The following is a 16,318-nucleotide window of genomic DNA, read 5'->3' on the forward strand; positions in this document are numbered from 1 at the left end:
CCATTATTTAAAGTTATACAAAATGAACGACCCTTCGACTATTTTAAAACAGTCAAAGGGTCGTTTTTTAATTGAGTTGTTTTTCCATGTCATGATGAGGGATGTTGGCATCCAAATAGCCTTTTTCATTAGTGATTCTGTAATTTAGTTTCTCATAGAAGGGGATGGCTGGATCTTGAGCAGATAAGCTGAGTACCTCAATGGAAGGGTTGGTTTCTTTAGCCCATCTTTCAATTTCCTCCATTAATTCAAAACCTAAGCCCTGACCTCTATGTTCTTTGATGACAGCCACACGTTGGATTTTAGCTTTAGTTTTAGCATCATTAAGATTGATGCGTGCGGTTGCGACGGGACGATTGTCAATATATCCAATAAGGTGAATTAGTTGTTGATCCAAACCATCTAATTCAATTCCCGGATCAACATGTTGTTCGTAAATAAAGACTTTCTTACGAATGTCGAATGCATCCTTTAGAATCGAAGTGTCTCCATCTAATACCCAAGTAAATTTCATTTAAAACCCTCCACGATTTCATGTATAATTAATCTCAGTGACATTATTGATGTTATTTTACTATAATAGAGAATATAAATACAATGAGCAAAGGGTGTTTTTTTATGACAGAAATAAAAGAAGTATCAAAAAAACGATTAGAAAATGTAAAAAACTTAACAACAATTCCATCACCAACGGGCTATACAGCAGATATTATCCAATATATTGGTGGTTTGTTTGATGAGATAGGTGTCTCTTATGAAGTGACGCCCAAGGGCGGGTTACTTGTAAGTATCGATGGTAAGAATAAAGAAAGTCACCGCTTTGTGACAGCTCATGTGGATACTTTAGGGGGAATGGCTCGTGCGATTAAACCGAATGGTCGCTTAAAACTTGATTTGATTGGTGGCTTTACTTTTAACGCGATTGAAGGAGAGTACTGTACCGTTCATTCTAGTTTAGAAGATAAAAAATATAACGGAACAATCCTCATGCACCAAACGAGTGTTCACGTCTATAAGGACGCGCGTACAGCCGAACGGAATCAAGATAATATGGAAATCCGCTTAGATTATAAAGTGAAGAATCAAGAGGATGTTGAAAAACTTGGTATTCATGTGGGGGATTTTATCTCTTTTGACCCAAGAGCTACGATTACGGACGAAGGCTTTATTAAATCCCGTCATTTAGATGATAAAGTCAGTGTCGCTTTATTAATTGAATTGGTTGAGAATATTCACCGTAATCAGATTGAGTTAGCACATACGACGCATTTCTATATCTCAACCAACGAAGAGATTGGTTACGGAGGAAATTCTAATATTGCTTCTGAAGTCAAGGAATATCTTGCGGTAGATATGGGAGCTATGGGAGATGACCAACGAACGGATGAATATAGTGTCTCGATTTGTGCTAAAGACGGATCAGGTCCATATCACTTAGGCTTGCGTAATCAGTTGGTTAATATTTGTAAAGCAAATGATATTCCATATCAATTAGATATTTACCCATTCTATTCAAGTGATGCATCCGCAGCTATGAGAGCTGGGGCAGATGTTCGCCACGGTTTAATCGGTGCTGGAATTGATTCTAGTCATGCTTATGAACGTACACACTACGAATCAGTAGATGCTACCTATGAGTTAATTGCAAGATATTTAGAATCAGAAATGATTGATTAAATTAATATGTAAAAAGAACGTGTAAAATGCCTTGAAATTTGCTACTATAAGAAGTACATAACAGTGAGTGAGTTAGAGTGTAGAGGAGTGATATGAGTGGTAGATATATCGAAAAGTTTATTTGGCTATAACACAAGTCAAGTAGATTCGATGATGAGTCAACAGACAAGTAAAATTGACGAGTTGGAAAAGAAGATTGAAAGCTTAGAAAGCCAACTTGCAACCTATATCGAATTAGAGTCAGCCTTAAAAGAAGGTATCGTTGATGCAAGACAAAAAGGTTCACAAATAATCGAAGAATCAGCTGGACAAGCGGAGCAAATCATTAATAAAGCGAATGAGCAAGCAGCTCAATTAAAAGAAGAAACAATTAATCGCGGAAATGATTTATTGAATGGTGGGAATGCTTTAAGAGATCGCTTAACATTCATGAAAGATGAGATGCGTGAAATGGTTGATCAAGTATCAGAGTTTATTGATGGCACAGATTTTGAATCACTATTCCCTAAAAGTGAAGTGGATCAATATACGATGCAGATTAACGAATTTTCAGATGGCAAAGTGGAAAAACGCAAAGATAACGAAGAAGGGCCAGTATCTGAGAGTACTTTAACTGATGAAGAGAAACGTGAATTAGAGAAATTAATTCATGAGGTGATTGCTAATGATGCAGCTTCAAAAGAGACTCAAGGCCCAGAACGTAATACCGAGAAAAAATTAATCGAGTTGAGAACACTCAACGGATAATTTTTATGTTATGAACAATGCAATGATGAACTCAATCACATTGCATTGTTCCATTTTTTTGAAACGAACAATAATGAAAGGAAGTAACTATTTGGTAAATAATTTAGAGCAAGAAGTCAAAAGAAGACGTACGTTTGCAATTATCTCTCATCCGGATGCGGGTAAAACAACCATTACCGAAGCGATGCTGTTATACAGTGGAGCCATTCGTGAAGCAGGAACAGTTAAAGCAAAGGGTAAAAAATCAAATAAATTCGCTAAATCTGACTGGATGGAAATCGAGAAACAAAGAGGGATCTCTGTAACCAGTTCGGTAATGCAAGTAGACTATGACGGACATCAAGTAAATATTGTCGATACACCGGGACATGAGGATTTCTCAGAGGATACGTATCGTACATTAATGGCCGTGGATGCGGCAGTCATGGTCGTTGATTCTGGTAAAGGGATTGAGCCACAGACGAAACGATTATTCGAAGTTGTAAGTCACCGTGGAATTCCAATCTTTACCTTTATTAACAAATTAGACCGTGATGGCCGTGAGCCCTTAGAGTTAGTGGCTGAATTGGAAGAGGTCTTAGGTATTGATGCGTATCCAATGAATTGGCCGATGGGTATGGGACGTAATTTAATCGGTCTTTATGATTTATATAATGAGCGCGTTGAATTAAGAGGGAATGATGAAGAAGAGGATGATATCTTTATTCCTTTAGATGAAGATGGAGAAGCTCAAGGTGAGCATACGTTTAAAGAATCATCAATCTATTCTCAAGCTTTAGAAGATGCACAATTATTGCATGAAGCAGGGAACGAATTTGATTTTGACAAGATTGCTAACGGTAAGTTAACGCCCGTCTTCTTCGGATCAGCTTTAACTGGTTTTGGTGTTCAAACATTCTTAGATGCTTTCGTAGAGTTAGCGCCAGCACCGGCAGCGATTGAACTTGAAAGTGGCGATGAAGTCGATCCAGTTGAAGATGACTTCACAGGTTTTGTCTTCAAGATTCAAGCAAACATGAACCCGGCACACCGAGATCGTATTGCTTTTATTCGTATTGCTTCTGGGCAGTTTGAACCGGGTATGAATGTGACCTTAAACCGTACACAAAAGAAAATTCGCATGGCTCATACGACTCAATTCATGGCAGATACTCGTGAAGAAGTGAGTACAGCCGTTGCTGGAGATATTATCGGTCTATATGATACAGGAAATCTGCAAATTGGAGATACTTTGTATTCAGGAAAGAAGGCTGTTGCTTTCCCACCTCTACCACAATTTACGCCTGAGATGTTCATGAAAGTAAGTCCTAGAAATGTTATGAAACAAAAATCATTCCACAAAGGAATTGAACAATTAGTTCAAGAAGGTGCGATTCAGTTATACAAAACATATCATACGGAAGAATATATTATCGGTGCCGTTGGACAACTTCAATTCGAAGTCTTCCAATACCGCTTATTGAACGAATATAATGCCGAAGTTGATATGACTCCAATGGGGAATAAAATTGCACGTTGGATTAAAGAGGAAGACTTAGATCCAAGTATGTCCTCGAGTCGTAATTTGCTTGTTCGTGACCGCTTTGGAGCTCCAGTATTCTTATTTGAGAATCAATTTGCTGAGCGTTGGTTCCAAGATAAATATCCAGATATTGAGTTAGAACAACTATTATAATCACAGTTAACCGTTGTTAACTTATACATTAAAGGCATCTTTAAACATTAAAGATTATAAATCGATAGTTTTATATTGTTGAAACGCTTAAAAAATGGTATTCTTATATAAGTAAGGGTTTTATTTTTTAAAAACTCGTATTAAAATTTCATTTATAAAGGAGATTTTTCGAATGGAAAAGAAAGAATTTAACGTAATTGCTGAGACTGGGATTCACGCACGTCCCGCGACATTATTGGTGCAAACTGCAAGTAAATTTGCTTCTGACATTAACTTAGAGTATAAAGGTAAATCAGTTAACCTTAAGTCTATCATGGGGGTTATGTCTTTAGGTGTTGGGCAAGGTGCTGATGTTGTAATCACTGCTGAAGGTGACGACGAAAAAGAAGCCATTGAAGCTGTTGCAGAGACAATGAAAAACGAAGGATTATCTGCATAATGACAAAAATCGAAGTTACTGGGATTGCTGCTAGTGATGGTATTGCAATTGCACCAGTGTATCTATTAACAGAACCAGATTTAACTTTTGATCGCACTACAGTGGAAGATGCTGAAGCAGAAGCAGTTCGCTTTGATAAAGCGGTTGAACAAGCAACAGCTGAAATCACACAAATTCGCTCAATTGCTGAAAAATCATTAGGTGCAGAAGAAGCGCAAGTTTTCGATGCTCACTTAATGTTCTTAGCTGACCCAGAATTTACTGGGCAGGTAAGAGAGAAAGTTTCGAGCGAAGCAATCAACGCTGAAGCTGCATTAGGCGACGTGAGTGACATGTTCATTCAAATGTTTAGTGCAATGGAAGATAACGCATATATGCAAGAACGGGCTGCAGACGTTAAAGATGTTTCAACACGTATTCTCGCTGCATTATTAGGCGTTAAATTACCAAGCCCAGCGACAATTAGCGAAGAAGTTGTAATTGTTGCACATGATTTAACACCAAGTGATACTGCTCAATTAAACAAGCAGTTTGTAAAAGCGTTCGTTACAAATATTGGTGGACGTACTTCTCACTCAGCAATCATGGCGCGTTCTTTAGAGATTCCCGCAATTGTTGGTACAAACTCAATTGTATCTCAAGTTAAAGATGGCGATTTAGTTATCGTTGACGCAATAGAAGGTCATATTATTGTTGACCCGACAGAAGAACAAGTGAAAGAATACCAAGAGAAAGCACAAGCTTTTGAAGAACAAAAAGCAGAATGGGCTAAACTTGTGGATTCACCATCAGAAACTAAAGATGGCCACACTGTTGAACTTGCTGCCAACATTGGTACACCTAAAGACGTGACGGCTGTTCTTGAGAACGGAGCCGAAGCGATTGGTTTATACCGTACTGAGTTCTTATATATGGATTCTTCTGACTTCCCAACTGAAGACGAACAATACGATGCATACCGTGAAGTGCTAGAAGCAATGGATGGTAAAGCAGTTGTTGTTCGTACGATGGATATTGGTGGAGATAAAGAGTTACCATATTTAGAATTGCCAGAAGAGATGAACCCATTCTTAGGATACCGAGCAATTCGTATCTCGTTAGACAAGAAAGATATGTTCAAAACTCAATTACGTGCTTTACTACGTGCTTCTGTACATGGTAAGTTACGTATAATGTTCCCGATGATTGCTACTTTACAAGAATTCCGTGAAGCAAAATCATTCTTACTAGAAGTTAAAGAAGAATTATTATCTGAAGGTGTAGAAGTTTCAGAAGATATTCAAATTGGTATTATGGTTGAGATTCCTGCAGCAGCAATGTTAGCAGATCAATTCGCCAAAGAAGTTGACTTCTTCAGTATAGGAACAAACGACTTAATTCAATATTCAATGGCAGCAGACCGTATGAATGAACGTGTCTCTTACTTATACCAACCGTATAACCCATCAATTCTACGTTTAATTAAGAACGTGATTGATGCTTCACACGCTGAAGGTAAATGGACAGGTATGTGTGGTGAGATGGCAGGAGATCAAACGGCTGTACCATTATTACTTGGTTTAGGCTTAGATGAGTTCTCTATGAGTGCTTCAAGTGTATTAAAAACACGTAGTTTAGTGAGACGTTTAAACTTAACTGATATGCAAGCATTAGCTGAAAAAGCAATTAATGAATGTACATCATCTGAAGAAGTTGTCGCATTAGTTGAAGAAGCAACAAAATAAATTTAATAAAACATCCTAGGTTATTTACTTAGCCTAGGATTTTATTATTCACTATACGTCAACCATATATTATTTATGGTTGACCAAGGGAGTAAAAGATGGCATTAAAAAATAAATTATTAAAGAAATTATCTGAAGGAAACAACACTGTCCATTCAGGTCAAGAATTAGCCACCGAATTTGCTGTGACTCGAAGCGCTGTTTGGAAAGCAATTGAAGAATTACGGGAACAAGGTTATGTTATCCAAAGTATCCCAAGAAAAGGTTATCAATACATTCAAAGTTCGAAAAGTATTGATCCAGAACAAATAAGTTTATTACTAGGCGAACATGGATCAGACTTAAAAATCACACTTTATGATGAAGTCACTTCAACGAACGATGTGGCTAAAGTTCATGCAGCTAATCACCCTAATGACAGTAAATACGTGATTGCTAGAAAGCAGACAAAGGGAAGAGGCCGTTATGGAAAGAGCTTTCATTCTACGATCAAAGAAGGACTCTACTCGTCTTTACTCGTTCCTGTTAACCAAACACAACCCGACCATATTCCTTTATTCACGATTGCAACGGCTACTGCGATGTCAGAAGCGATTGAGGAAGTCACTGGGAAAGTCATTGATATCAAATGGGTTAATGACTTATTTTATAAAGGAAAAAAAGTCAGCGGGATTCTATGTGAAGCAATCAGTGATATCGAAAGTGGCCAGATTACATCGGTAGTTATAGGTTTAGGGTTGAATCTAGCGGGGGACTTTAATGAAGCCGATGAGATGACACAAGGTGTTGCGGGTACTTTATATGAGGGTGAGTTACCAAAAGAATTAAATTTAAATGACTTACTTTCAAATTATGTCAGTCGTCTCCTAACTTATATTCAAGAGATTGATAAGAAAGAATATTTATCTTACTATTCGAATCATCTATTAGGAATTAACAAACCTGTTAAGTATTCCGTTAAAACTGAGGAAAGACATGGTATCATACGCGGAATAAACGAAGAAGGTCACTTAATTGTGGAGTTGCCTTCAGGTGAGATAGAAGAATTATTCGGACAAGAAATTCATTTATCAAGTAGTCAGTTTACTAAGGGAGGAAACTAAATGAAAACAAGACAATTGACACAAATGGCTTTAATGCTAGCTTTACTAATTATATGTTCACAACTAACCATTCCTTTTGGTCCGGTCCCATTAACATTACAAACATTTGCGGTATTAATGATAGGTTTAGTATTACCACCGAAATACGCGGGATTAACGACGTTAACTTATTTAGTTATTGGACTATTCGGACTGCCGGTTTTTAGTGGTGGAACTGGGGGATTTGGATCATTCATATCGCCATCCTTTGGGTTTGTGATTGGTTTTATTCCAGCGAGTTTTATTATTAGTTATCTCAAACAACGATTGAAACCTGAAACAAATTCGAAACTTATTGGTATCATATTAATTGGAACGGTTATTTTATATATAATTGGTTTAAGTTACATGTATATTATCTTTCGAAACGTATTAGATATTGAAACTGGCTTTATGCATGTTTTACAACTAGGGTTGATACCTTTTATCCCAGGAGATATATTTAAAGCGCTCTTAGCGATCTTTATCTATAAAAGACTTCAACGCATCTTATAAATGTAAATCTACACATTGAAAATACCTTGTGATACAATAGCTTTACACTTTAAAAAGTACTATAGTTTAAAAGATAAATTATAGTTGAGAGGGGTATTTGATGCGAATTGGCATGTTTACTGATACATATTTTCCACAAGTAAGTGGAGTATCGACTTCAATCAAGATACTTTGTGATCAGTTAAGAAAAGTTGGCCATGAAGTCATAATATTTACAACAACAGATCCAGACGCACGGCCAGAAAATGGCGTAGTTAGATTGCCAAGTATACCTTTTGCGAGTTTTGAAGATCGCCGAATTGCCTTTGGTGGGTTAGAACGATGCGTAAAGATATCAAGAGAATATGACTTAGATATAGTCCATACACATACAGAATTTAGCTTAGGTTTAGCAGGTAAATATGTTGCAAGTCGATTAAAAATTCCAACGATTCATACTTATCATACGATGTATGAAAATTACACTCACTACATTTGGGATGGGCGTTTAATTAAACGACAGCACGTACGTTGGTTTTCAAAAGTATTCTGTGGACAAGCAGATGGAGTGATTACACCAAGTGAATTAACTTACGCAACGTTAAAAGACTATGGTGTTGAAGCGCCGATGCGCATTATTCCCACAGGCGTTCTTTTACCAGAATTCAACGAAAATTATCGTGCGATGATCCGTAAGAAATTGAATATACCACAAGATGCACCGGTATTACTATCATTATCGCGCTTATCGAAAGAGAAGTCTTTAGACGAGGTTATTATGGCATTCCCGGCGGTTCAAGAAGCCTATCCAGCGGCTCATTTAGTCATAGTTGGAGACGGACCTTACCGAGAGACTCTAGAAACCATTGCTAAAGGATATGACTTGGAGAATGTTCACTTCATTGGTGAAATTTCACATAATGAAGTCAATCAATATTACCAAATGGCTGATTTATACATAAATGCGAGTGAATCGGAGTCCCAAGGTTTAACATACTTAGAGTCAATCGCGAATCGATTGCCAATTGTGGCAAAGGAAAATGATTACTTAAACTTAATTATTCAATCAGGCGAATTTGGACAACTCTATGCACCGAATGGGTCATTATCAGAAGCCATCGTTAAATATTTAAACAAGAAATACGCGGGTGAAGTTGAGAATATTAAACCGGATTCATTAGAAACTATCTCTGCTGAACGCTTTGTAGAGAATGTTTATGCGTTTTATGAAGATATTATTCAAAATACAAATCAGTCACGCTCAAATTTCTTTGATAAAATGTTAAGTGAGTTTAAAGAGCCATGGAGCAATACGTAACTTATTTAGTAGATGTAGTAAAATAAGAATTTATCAAAAATAGTTTATTTAAATTCTTGCAATTTCAATGCATTTTGTTAACATATACTATATTGAAAAACTAACCTTGTTTAGTTTTGCTGCTCACATATTGAGCAATTCTGTTAACGAAAGGAATCAACTATGAAAACTTCAGTTTTGACAGGTATTATCCAACGCTTAGAAGCTATGGTAAATGCTAATAATAGTGAACCAGAGGTTCGCCGTTTTGAACTAGATGGTATTGAAAAATGCCAAGTAACTTATCATGCAGATGATAAAGCATTCGAATTATCAGATAGTCAACGAGGAACAACTTACCGGTTCGACGATATCGATTTAGTAGCAATTGAAATTTACGAATTATTAGGTTAATTAAACTCAGCAAATAATCCCAATAAATTATTCAATGTTATAGATTTATAACATGAAGTAATAATTTATTAGGATTATTTTTTTGTTAGATAGAAGTTTTATTTGTCACTGTGATCAAATAGTGTTCAGTACTCTGATATGATATGTTATTATAGAATGTTGGAAGAATATGTTATAATATCAAAGACAATATAAGAATTTAAAAGGGGACTATATGAAAAAATTATTGACTCCAACCTGGACCATCAATTCAATTTACGCAATTAAGCCAGATGATTTATTGAGACATGATATTAAAGCAATCATATGCGACTTAGATAATACGCTTATTGCGTGGAATCAGTGGGAGCATACTGAAGAGATGGCTGAATGGTTAACAAGATTTAAAGAAGAAGGGATTGGTATTTATCTCTTATCAAACAACAACTATGATCGAGTACTTAAAGTAGCAGAACCATTAGAGTTAAGATTTACTTCAAGTGCTTTAAAACCACGCAGAAAGCATTTTGTACTTGCTATCGAGGATTTACAAGTACCTAAGGAGAATGTCGCTGTTATTGGAGATCAAGTTATGACAGATGTGATTGGTGCGAATCGTAATCATCTTAAGAGTATCTTAGTCAAACCTATTGCACCAAATGATAATATATATACAATAATTAATCGTATATTAGAAAAGCTAGCATTTAAAATCGTCGGCATAGACCGAACAGGTGATTGGGGGAATACGCTTGAGTGAGCAAGAAACATTTCAATGTATCGGTTGCGGGGCAACCATTCAAACAGAGAATCCAGATGAGATAGGTTACTTACCACAATCTGCGTTAAATAAAGGAATTGAAAAAGGTGAATTTTACTGCCAACGTTGTTTTAAACTAAGACATTACAATCAATTACAAGATTTAGATATTGATGATGATGTATTTTTAAATAAATTGGGTGAAATTGCTAATGATGATGCCTTTGTTGTATTAGTTGTAGACATCTTTGATGTTGAAGGAAGTTTAATCTCTGGTTTACATCGGTTTATCGGGAACCAACCATTTATCATCGCAGCAAACAAATTTGATTTACTTCCTAAAGTAACGCGTAAATCAAAAGTAAAAGACTGGATAAGACAAACAGTAAACCGTCATGGTTTGTATCCTGAAGATATCGTATTAACTTACGGGACAAAGCGCGCGGGGATTTATACTTTAGCTGAGAAGATTGAAGAAGTGATTAGCGACCGCAATGTATATATCGTTGGGGTAACGAACGTTGGAAAATCAACATTGATTAATCAATTGATTGGTTACTACGGTGGAGATAAAGAAGTGATTACAACGTCAAACCATCCTGGTACTACGTTGGATTTAATTCAAATTCCATTAACGGATGCACATGCTATCATTGATACACCAGGTATCATCCGTCGTACTCAATTAGCACATCATTTAAGTCGTTCAGACAACCAAAAAGTGCTACCAAGTAAACCTCTCAAACCAAAAACCTTCCAATTAAACGAAGGACAAACAATCTTTTTAGCCGGTGTGGGGCGAGTGGATCTCGTTCAATCAGAAGTTGAAAAGACTGCGATGACTTTCTACGTTTCAACTGAATTGTACTTGCATCGGACTAAAACTGAGAATGCAGATGAGCTGTATCAGAAACATGTTGGTGAGATGCTAGCACCACCAAGCAAGGATTATGTAGATGAGTATCCAGAGCTGGTAGAACAAACATTCACACTCGACCCAACCCAAGACATTAGTATCACAGGTTTAGGTTGGTTAACAGTAAACGCAAAAGTAGATATAAAAGTTTGGCTGCCTAAAGAAATTAGCGTATCTAAACGAACAGCCATAATATAAGCGAAAGGAATTTATATGATCACATTAAATAAAGCACAAACAAAATTTTTGCGTAAATACTCGCATAATTTAAAACCTCTTTTCCAGATGGGAAAATTAGGTTTAACAGATGTATTTATTGAGCAAGTAGAAAACGCAATTGAGAAACGTGAATTAATTAAATTCGTTATCTTACAAAACAGTGATGAAGATCTAGACGACGTTGCAAATAAAATTGCAGACGAAATCGGTGGCGTAATTATCCAAACAATTGGTAGTACAGCGATATTATACCGTCCATCATCAAAAGAAAAACATCAGGAAATCAGTCAACAAGTAAATCGATTAAGCTAAGGGGACGTGTAGAATGGGTATTTCAAATGGCACATTAAATGCGCAAGAGTTTATGTCAATTGAAGAAGCACTCGAACCGATTATTCTGAGCCAATTTACTCCGGATGCATCGGGAGATGAGCGTAAACGGATTGGTATTTTAGGTGGAACATTTAATCCACCTCATCTCGGTCATTTATTAATGGCAGAACAAGTTGGGAACCAATTGGAATTAGATGAAGTTTGGTTTATGCCTACAGCTAAACCGCCTCATGCACCTGGAAAGACAACCATTGCTTCACAACATCGTGTTCAAATGATTCAATTAGCAATTGAAAACAATCCACTATTCAAAGTTCAACCTTATGAAATTCATCGTGGTGGCGTGAATTATACTGTTGATACAATGAGACATTTCGTGGAGACTTATCCAGAATCTGATTTTTATTTCATTATCGGTTCGGATAGCGCGAACGATTTGTCAACTTGGAAGCAAATTGATGAATTAGTTCAATTAGTTCAATTTGTTGGAGTCAGACGTCCGGGTGAATTCCCTTACCAAGGTCAATATCCTATTCTTTGGGTCGATTCACCTTTGATTGAATTGAGTTCAACAGAGATACGACTCAGAGTATACTTAGAACAATCAATCCGCTATCAAGTACCAAGTAAAGTGGCAGCCTATATCCAAGAACACAGACTTTATGAGATAGATTAAAGAAAGAAGGCAAGAGTTTGGTATCAGAAATTCTATACACTAAAGATTATATAAACGTGACGCGAGAGGAACTAATTAATAATCTTAAAGAAGAACTCAAACCAAAACGATTTAAACATGTTCTTCGAGTCGAAGAAACAGCGTTAGAATTAGCAGGACAATATGATTACAAAGATCTAGAAAAAGTGAGTATCTCTGCTTTAATGCATGATCATTGTAAAGATTATGCAGACGAAAAGATGTATCAACTTGCGACAATGTATGCACCTTATGAGCCCTTAAGAGTTGCGAACGAAGCAGTATGGCACGGCCTAGCTGCGGCAGAATTAGCGCATGCGAAATATAGTGTGTTTGACGATGAAATCATTCATGCCATTGCACAACACACGATTGGCGCTAAGGAAATGAGCTTATTGAGCAAATTACTTTTTGTGGCAGATTATATTGAACCTGGTCGCAACTTTGATGGGGTGGATGAAGCTAGAAAATTAGCCGAAACAGATTTGGATGCAGTTGTCTTTTACAAGATGAGAGAAACAATCAAACATCTTGTTGAAACGAATAAGAAAGTATATGTTGAAAGTGTGGTTATTTATAACCACTGGGCAAAAAAACAGGAGGGTTAATTATTATAAACACAAAAGAAAAATTAGAAGTAATTGTACGCGCCGCAGATGATCGTTTAGCACATGATATCATGGTCTTAGACGTCGCACAATTGACACCATTAGCAGAGTACTTTGTCGTCATGGATGCTAAAAATGACCGACAATTATCAGCAATTATTAATGAAATTACTAGCGTGATTGAAGAGAATAATTTCGAATTAAAAAACGTTGAAGGAAAAAACGGTGGTAAATGGGTTTTAATTGATATGAATGATATTATTATTCATGTGTTCCACTATTCTGAACGTGCAAATTATAACTTAGAAAAAATTTGGCAAGATGCACCATTAGTTAATGTTAGCGACTGGATCTCAGAACAATGAGTTTCAGCCAAATAGCAGATGTATATGATCGATTCAATGATCTATCTGTGTATGAATATTGGGTAGACTATACTTTAAATAGTTTAGACCGGAAGCCTAAAAAAATGTTAGATATCGCCTGTGGAACAGGATGGTTTACGCAACTGATGATTCCTTTCGTTGATTCAGTCATTGGGATTGATATTGATGAGGATATGTTAGAGGTTGCTCGTCAAGAAGTAGTTAATTTACCGAATGTTGAATTCATGTATGGTGATATGACGTGTTTATCAGCGGATTTAAGGGGCTTTGACTTAGTCACTTGTTACTTGGACTCACTATGCTTTCTAAACGACTACGAGGCCGTTAAAGAGGCGTTACAAGGGATGTATCGCACTTTGTCTGAGCATGGAACGTTATTGTTTGATGTTTGGACGCCGTATCAAATGACGGATGTCTTTTCTGAATTTGAATACTTTGATCAAGACGAGTCAGCAACTTTAATTTGGGAAAGCGCCAGTGATGCTGAATCACTAAGCGTTGAGCATTACTTGACTGTCTATAGACAAGTTGAGGGGTCGCAGTTTGAACGCGTCGATGTTAAACTTCAAGAGCAAACTTTCCCACTAGAGAAGTATATGGATGCTTTAATTGAAGCAGGCTTTCAAGCGGATAAGATTGAAGTGTTTGTTGATTACGGAAGTAAATATTATGACAAGAGAACAGATGAAGAGGCAGACCGTTGGTTCTTTAGATGTATTAAGTAAGAGTTGGGGAGTGTTATAAGATGAAGATTGTTTCAGTCATTGCCGAATATAATCCTTTCCATCTTGGCCACCAATATCAATTAGAACAAATCAAGCAAAGAACTTCGGCAGATGCGCTCGTTGTATTGATGAGTGGAAACGTTGTTCAACGCGGAGAATTTGCTGTAATTGATAAATGGCAAAGAGCTGAGATTGCATTGGAATACGGTGCTGACCTCGTCTTAGAGTTACCACTCTTAGCTAGTTTACAAGCAGCGGATTACTTCGCGTATTGGTCGGTTAAGACACTAGAATTATTAGGTTCAGATCAGCTTGTTTTTGGAACAGAATCTGCTTCCTATGAAGACTTGAATGCTTATGTTCATTGGTTAGTTGAGAATGAAGAAGCAATCGATAGAAGTGTTAAAACTTATCTTAACGACGGCTATTCTTATGTAGCGAGTTATCAATCTGCTGTAGAAGCTATAGATAACTCTTCTGAAAAGGCGAAACTTTTAACAGACTCACCGAATCATTTATTAGGAATTCAATACATTAGGGCTTTGAAGCAATTAAATTCTAAGATGGATGTCTTAGCTATTTCTAGAATTAAACACAATGAAAATATGCAAGAAGTCTTAAGTGGCAGCCAAATACGAGAATTGAATCGTCAACAATTAGTCACCGAGGATACTGTACCAAAGCGGACATATCAAAAACTAGTAAGTCATCCAAACGTACAACTTGCTGATTATTATGATTTACTAAAGTACCAAGTACAAAGTCAAAGTGCCGACCGCTTAACTCAATATCAAGGCATTGATCATGGTGTTGAACATTATATTAATCAGCAAATTTTGGAAACCGATAATTTCGAATCTTTAATTGATACACTCACATCTAAAAGATGGACGAAAGCATCCATCCAAAGAAAGCTTATGATGATTCTGTTAAATATAACAAACAAAGAATGGCAAGAAAGCATTAAATTAAACAATGATCTACTTACGATTCGCGTACTTGGTTACTCGGATGCGGGAAGAAAAGTACTTAAGGTGAAGCGAAACCAAACAGGATTGAATTTATTTAGTAATTTGACTCAAGACAACGCACGAAATTATCAATTAAATTTGCGTGCGGACACAGTCTATTCACTCAATCCAAAACATAGAATAATGCAACAAAACACAGGAAGATTCCCAATTCACTATTAATTGAAAAGGAATCGTGTTAATATTAAAATAATCTTGACAAGAATTGTAAACTTCAATATAATAAATCTTGTCGTTTTAGAGGTGATAATAGATGAAATGGACAATCCGCCAATTAAAAGATCATCCTGATGATATTATTAATTTTGAAGAATCTTTAGATATTAAAGAACAGCTCATGGAGCGAAATCCTTCAATCTTAGATGTGGAATCAGTGATGGTAAACGGATATTTCGTACCTTCTAATGAAGATATCATTCTTCATGGTCAAATCGATACTCGACTGACGGTGCCGTCATCGAGATCATTAGAACCAGTATCATTACACTTAAACATTCCAATTAGCGAACGTTATGTGTATGAGGAATATGATGGAAACGTCGGGGAATATGAAGAGACTACGATTGTACTTCAGTATGATTATATTGATTTAGATGAAGCAGTGACTGATAACATCGCGATTAATATACCTACAAGAGTATTGAAACCAGGAGAAGAAGACGGAGATTTACCGTCGGGTAATGATTGGACACTCGTCACCGAAGAAGAATACGAGCAAAACTTAGCGGAAGAGAAAGCCGAATCGGTTGATCCTCGCTTTGCAGCCTTAAAAACGCTATTAGATAACGAAGATGAGGAAGAATAACCTCAAACATCAACTAGGAGGTGTAGAGAATGGCAGTACCTAAACGTAAAACATCAAAAGCAAAGAAAAGAGCACGTCGTACACACTACAAGTTACAAGTACCAGGAATGAACACTTGTGCTAACTGTGGAGAATTAAAATTAAGCCACCGTGTATGTTCCTCATGTGGACACTACGATGGAAAAGAAGTTGTATCTAATACAGCTGAATAATTTTGTTGAGCTAATCTTTTTGATTAGCTCTATTTTTTTGCTTTAAATTTCAAAATAGTAT

At 36.5% G+C, this 16,318-nt stretch carries 20 protein-coding genes; 19 read left to right on the top strand and 1 reads right to left on the bottom strand.

The features are described 5' to 3' along the window. Positions 1-67: 67 nt before the first annotated feature. Complete coding sequence (locus HW423_RS09880; protein ID WP_218931746.1) at positions 68-514, bottom strand: GNAT family N-acetyltransferase; 447 nt, start codon at positions 512-514, stop codon at positions 68-70. A gap of 104 nt (positions 515-618) precedes the next feature. On the opposite strand from HW423_RS09880, the gene HW423_RS09885 reads away from it, so the two are divergent. The 19 genes from HW423_RS09885 to rpmF all read left to right on the top strand — a co-directional run bounded on the left by HW423_RS09885 (position 619) and on the right by rpmF (position 16,257). Beyond that, entirely contained in the window at positions 619-1,677 is a 1,059-nt protein-coding gene (locus HW423_RS09885; RefSeq protein ID WP_218931747.1) for a M42 family metallopeptidase, read from the top strand. A gap of 96 nt (positions 1,678-1,773) precedes the next feature. After that, positions 1,774-2,424 carry a DivIVA domain-containing protein gene (locus HW423_RS09890; RefSeq protein WP_218931748.1) on the top strand — a complete coding sequence of 217 codons (651 nt, stop codon included), beginning with the start codon at positions 1,774-1,776 and terminating at the stop codon, positions 2,422-2,424. A gap of 91 nt (positions 2,425-2,515) precedes the next feature. Then, on the top strand, positions 2,516-4,099 hold the full coding sequence (locus HW423_RS09895) for a peptide chain release factor 3 (protein WP_218931749.1): 1,584 nt from the start codon (positions 2,516-2,518) through the stop codon (positions 4,097-4,099). Positions 4,100-4,271: 172 nt separating this feature from the next. Further along, a complete protein-coding gene (locus HW423_RS09900; protein ID WP_138404840.1) occupies positions 4,272-4,538 on the top strand; it encodes a phosphocarrier protein HPr in 267 nt (88 codons plus the stop codon). Further along, on the top strand, positions 4,538-6,262 hold the full coding sequence (gene ptsP / locus HW423_RS09905; RefSeq protein WP_218931750.1) for a phosphoenolpyruvate--protein phosphotransferase: 1,725 nt from the start codon (positions 4,538-4,540) through the stop codon (positions 6,260-6,262). The genes HW423_RS09900 and ptsP overlap by 1 nt, the downstream gene beginning before the upstream one ends. A gap of 98 nt (positions 6,263-6,360) precedes the next feature. Beyond that, positions 6,361-7,365 carry a biotin--[acetyl-CoA-carboxylase] ligase gene (locus HW423_RS09910; protein WP_218931751.1) on the top strand — a complete coding sequence of 335 codons (1,005 nt, stop codon included), beginning with the start codon at positions 6,361-6,363 and terminating at the stop codon, positions 7,363-7,365. Next, the gene (locus HW423_RS09915) at positions 7,366-7,899 is read left to right on the top strand and encodes a biotin transporter BioY (protein WP_218931752.1); all 534 of its coding nucleotides are present in this window, start codon (positions 7,366-7,368) and stop codon (positions 7,897-7,899) included. It abuts the gene before it with no gap. A gap of 100 nt (positions 7,900-7,999) precedes the next feature. Beyond that, positions 8,000-9,196, top strand: a complete 1,197-nt coding sequence (locus tag HW423_RS09920) for a glycosyltransferase family 4 protein (protein ID WP_218931753.1) — start codon at positions 8,000-8,002, stop codon at positions 9,194-9,196. A 162-nt stretch (positions 9,197-9,358) separates the two neighbouring features. Beyond that, a complete protein-coding gene (locus HW423_RS09925; protein WP_218931754.1) occupies positions 9,359-9,589 on the top strand; it encodes a YkuJ family protein in 231 nt (76 codons plus the stop codon). Between the two features lie 214 nt (positions 9,590-9,803). Then, on the top strand, positions 9,804-10,328 hold the full coding sequence (locus tag HW423_RS09930) for a YqeG family HAD IIIA-type phosphatase (protein ID WP_218931755.1): 525 nt from the start codon (positions 9,804-9,806) through the stop codon (positions 10,326-10,328). Beyond that, positions 10,321-11,442, top strand: coding sequence for a ribosome biogenesis GTPase YqeH (gene yqeH, locus HW423_RS09935; protein WP_218931756.1), 1,122 nt, complete (start codon positions 10,321-10,323; stop codon positions 11,440-11,442). The genes HW423_RS09930 and yqeH overlap by 8 nt, the downstream gene beginning before the upstream one ends. Positions 11,443-11,457: 15 nt before the next feature. Then, entirely contained in the window at positions 11,458-11,775 is a 318-nt protein-coding gene (yhbY, locus tag HW423_RS09940) for a ribosome assembly RNA-binding protein YhbY (protein ID WP_218931757.1), read from the top strand. 52 nt (positions 11,776-11,827) lie between these two features. Further along, positions 11,828-12,472 (top strand): nicotinate-nucleotide adenylyltransferase, encoded by a 645-nt coding sequence (locus HW423_RS09945; protein WP_218931762.1) that lies wholly within the window; start codon positions 11,828-11,830, stop codon positions 12,470-12,472. Positions 12,473-12,489: 17 nt separating this feature from the next. Continuing rightward, positions 12,490-13,098 (top strand): bis(5'-nucleosyl)-tetraphosphatase (symmetrical) YqeK, encoded by a 609-nt coding sequence (gene yqeK, locus HW423_RS09950; RefSeq protein WP_218931758.1) that lies wholly within the window; start codon positions 12,490-12,492, stop codon positions 13,096-13,098. 32 nt (positions 13,099-13,130) lie between these two features. Then, on the top strand, positions 13,131-13,463 hold the full coding sequence (rsfS, locus tag HW423_RS09955; RefSeq protein ID WP_328803173.1) for a ribosome silencing factor: 333 nt from the start codon (positions 13,131-13,133) through the stop codon (positions 13,461-13,463). Beyond that, the gene (locus HW423_RS09960) at positions 13,460-14,209 is read left to right on the top strand and encodes a class I SAM-dependent DNA methyltransferase (RefSeq protein WP_218931759.1); all 750 of its coding nucleotides are present in this window, start codon (positions 13,460-13,462) and stop codon (positions 14,207-14,209) included. Before rsfS ends, HW423_RS09960 begins: the two co-directional genes overlap by 4 nt. A gap of 20 nt (positions 14,210-14,229) precedes the next feature. Beyond that, positions 14,230-15,402: a tRNA(Met) cytidine acetate ligase gene (locus tag HW423_RS09965; protein WP_218931760.1), complete on the top strand. Its 1,173-nt coding sequence runs from the start codon at positions 14,230-14,232 to the stop codon at positions 15,400-15,402. 91 nt (positions 15,403-15,493) lie between these two features. Further along, positions 15,494-16,045: a YceD family protein gene (locus HW423_RS09970; RefSeq protein ID WP_218931761.1), complete on the top strand. Its 552-nt coding sequence runs from the start codon at positions 15,494-15,496 to the stop codon at positions 16,043-16,045. A gap of 29 nt (positions 16,046-16,074) precedes the next feature. After that, complete coding sequence (gene rpmF, locus HW423_RS09975) at positions 16,075-16,257, top strand: 50S ribosomal protein L32 (RefSeq protein WP_138404853.1); 183 nt, start codon at positions 16,075-16,077, stop codon at positions 16,255-16,257. The last annotated feature ends 61 nt before the right edge of the window (positions 16,258-16,318 follow it).

The organism is Ruoffia halotolerans, assembly GCF_014049385.1.
Lineage (GTDB): Bacteria > Bacillota > Bacilli > Lactobacillales > Aerococcaceae > Ruoffia > Ruoffia halotolerans.